The organism is Roseateles sp. (assembly GCF_044373315.1).
Taxonomy (GTDB): domain Bacteria; phylum Pseudomonadota; class Gammaproteobacteria; order Burkholderiales; family Burkholderiaceae_C; genus JACDQM01.
Genome location: NZ_JBILQK010000211.1, coordinates 1 through 2,726 on the forward strand (window position 1 = coordinate 1; position 2,726 = coordinate 2,726).

Sequence of the window (2,726 nt, forward strand, 5' to 3'; positions counted from 1 at the left end):
CGGAAGTGCTCGGCAATCGCCGTCGCATAGGTGGCACCCTGCATGCGCACCAGCGGCGGCGCATCAGCGGGCGCTGCCACCACCACCGAGCGCTTGATGCCTTCCTCGCCGAGGATGTCCTCGATGAATTCCTTCACCTCGCGGCCGCGTTCGCCGATCAGACCGACCACGATCACATCGGCCTGCGTGTAGCGCGCCATCATGCCCAGCAGCACCGACTTGCCCACGCCGGTGCCGGCGAACAGGCCCAGACGTTGGCCGCGGCCCACGGTCAGCATCGAGTTGATCGAGCGCACGCCGGTATCGAGTGGCGTGCGCACCGGATCGCGGTCCATCGCGTTGATGGGGCGGCGGATCATCGGTTCGTCGTGCACGTTCTCCAGCGGGCCCCTGCGGTCCAGCGGATGGCCATGCGAATCGACCACGCGGCCCAGCAGGCCTGCGCCCATCGGCAGGTGCAGGCCGCGGTCTTCATCGCGGCGCCAAGGGTGTTGCGGCTTGCCCAGCTGCGGCGCCTGCGGCGGCGTGAAGCGCGGCAGCACCATGGCGCCACTGGACAGGCCCTGCACTTCGTCGGTGGGCATCAGAAAGGCACGGTCGCCGGAGAAGCCCACCACCTCGGCCTTGACCGGCGGACTGCCGCGGCGGCTGCTGTTGCCGGTGCGTGGCAGATGGATCTCGCAGACCGAGCCCACCGGCACGCGCACGCCGGTGGCTTCCAGCACCATGCCGGCCACGCGCACCAGCTTGCCCTGCGGCTCCAGCGGCACCGGGGTGGCGGCGAAGGCCTGCAGGTCCTCCATATATCGGCCCCAGCGCTCCAGCCGGGTTTCGTTCGCGCTCATGGCTGGGCTCCTGACTCATCGCTGCCGCGGCGGTCTTCCCAAAGCGAGGTCTGGCCCATCGCTTGCGCGACCTGCAGCCAGCGGCTGGCCAGCGTGGCATCGACGCTGCCGATGTCTGAATCCACCTTGCAGCCACCGCGCGGCACCTCGGCATCGGGCAGCACCTGGGCTTCACGGGCGCGCAGGGTCTCGCCAGCGCCGTCCATCACCAAGGGCAGGTCGGCTGGATTGACGCGCACCCGCACATGGCGGGCCGACAGCTGCAGCGACTCGACCGCGTCATGCGCGACCTGGGCGATGTGCTCGGGGCGCTGCGAGATCTCGCTGCGCACGACCTGGCGCGCCAGCTCTACGGCCATGCTGGCCAGGGTCTGGGCCATCTGTTCCTCGAGCGCCGCAAACTCGGCATCGAAGCTCTGCACCAGGGTGCCGATCTGGGCACTCATCTGTTTCGCAAAGCTCTGCTTGAAGGCTTCCAGCGCCGACAGGCCGTCGCGGTAGCCGTCCTGATAGCCGGCCTGGCGGGCGGCATGCAGCAGCTCGTCGATCTGCGGCTCGGGTGCTGGTGGCGGCTCGGGCGGCGTTGCCGCTGCAGCCGGCGCAGCGGCCGGCGCGAAGATGCCGGGACGCTCTGTGGTCGGCGCGCCTTCTAGCGCTTCGGGGCTCCAGGCGGAAAAGCCGGAGAGTTCCTCGCGTGGGATGAAGCGGGCGTAGGGCGTGCGCCGCTCGTCGCCGGTGCGGCGCTCGGGGGGAGGCACTTGGCGGGGGCCGCGTGGTGTCATGTCAGCCCCTTGTGCGAAGCCGGCCCGGCCTTCGTTTGTTCATGGGTGTCAGCGTGGCGCATATCGATCACAGGAACTGGTCGTCGCCGCCGCCCATCAGCACGATCTGGCCTTCGTCGACCAGACGGCGCACGATCTTGAGCATTTCCTTCTGCTCGGCTTCGACTTCGGACAGGCGCACCGGGCCGCGCGACTCCAGGTCTTCGCGCAGCGTCTCGGCGGCGCGGCTGGACATGTTGCGGAACACCTTCTCGCGCAGCTCGGGGCTGGCGCCCTTGAGCGCCACCACCAGGGATTCGCTCTGCACTTCCTTGAGCACGGACTGGATGCCCTTGTCGTCGATCTTCTCCAGATCGTCGAAAGTGAACATGTTGTCCATGATCTTCTGGGCCAGATCGCCGTCGGCTTCGCGGATGTAGTCCAGCACCGAGGCCTCGACGCTGGAGCCCATCATGTTGATGATCTCGGCCGCGGTCTTGACGCCGCCCAGGTTCGACTTCTTCATGCGTTCGCCGCCGGCCAGCACCTGACTCATCACCTCGTTGAGGTCCTTCAGCGCCATCGGCTGGATGCCATCCAGCGTGGCAATGCGGATCAGCACCTCGTTGCGCTGCCGCTCGGTGAAGACCTTCAGCACCGAGCTGGTCTGGTCGAAGTCCAGATGGGCCAGGATGGCCGCGATGATCTGCGGGTGCTCGTTGCGCAGCAGCTCGGCCACCGAGTTGGCGTCCATCCACTTCAGGCTCTCAATCGACGAGACGTCGCCGCCTTGCAGGATGCGGTCCAGCAGCAGATTGGCCTTGTCCTCGCCCAGCGCCTTGCGAAGCACGGTGCGCACGTATTCATCGGTGTCCTGCACCAGCATGCTCTGCGTTTCAGCCACGGCGTCGAAGCGGGTCAGTACCTGCTCGACCCTTTCGCGCGGAATCACCTTGAGCTTGGCGATGGTCTCGCCGAGCTTCTGCACTTCCTTGGGCTGCAGATGCTTGAACACCTCGGAGGCTTCCTCCTCGCCGAGGGACATCAGCAGGATGGCTGCGTCTTCAACACCTTTGTCGTCCATGGTGGGTTTCTCGCGAAGGTCTCTAGAGGCGTGCGG

Annotated in this window: 2 protein-coding genes and 1 pseudogene; all 3 read right to left on the reverse strand. The window is 67.2% G+C overall.

Annotated elements, in window-relative coordinates; all coding sequences use genetic code 11:
- A pseudogene (locus ACIQ67_RS20520) lies at positions 1 to 845 on the reverse strand (flagellum-specific ATP synthase FliI); the annotation flags it as partial.
- On the reverse strand, positions 842 to 1,627 hold the full coding sequence (locus ACIQ67_RS20525) for a FliH/SctL family protein (RefSeq protein ID WP_397536225.1): 786 nt from the start codon (positions 1,625 to 1,627) through the stop codon (positions 842 to 844). The pseudogene ACIQ67_RS20520 and the gene ACIQ67_RS20525, both read right to left, overlap by 4 nt.
- A gap of 67 nt (positions 1,628 to 1,694) precedes the next feature.
- The gene (gene fliG, locus ACIQ67_RS20530) at positions 1,695 to 2,690 is read right to left on the reverse strand and encodes a flagellar motor switch protein FliG (protein ID WP_397536226.1); all 996 of its coding nucleotides are present in this window, start codon (positions 2,688 to 2,690) and stop codon (positions 1,695 to 1,697) included.
- Between the last annotated feature and the right edge of the window lie 36 nt (positions 2,691 to 2,726).

Coding starts and splice junctions, on each gene's coding strand:
- ACIQ67_RS20525 (WP_397536225.1), bottom strand. CDS start 1,627: ATGACACCACGCGGCCCCCGCCAAGTGCCTCCCCCCGAGCGCCGCACC.
- fliG (WP_397536226.1), bottom strand. CDS start 2,690: ATGGACGACAAAGGTGTTGAAGACGCAGCCATCCTGCTGATGTCCCTC.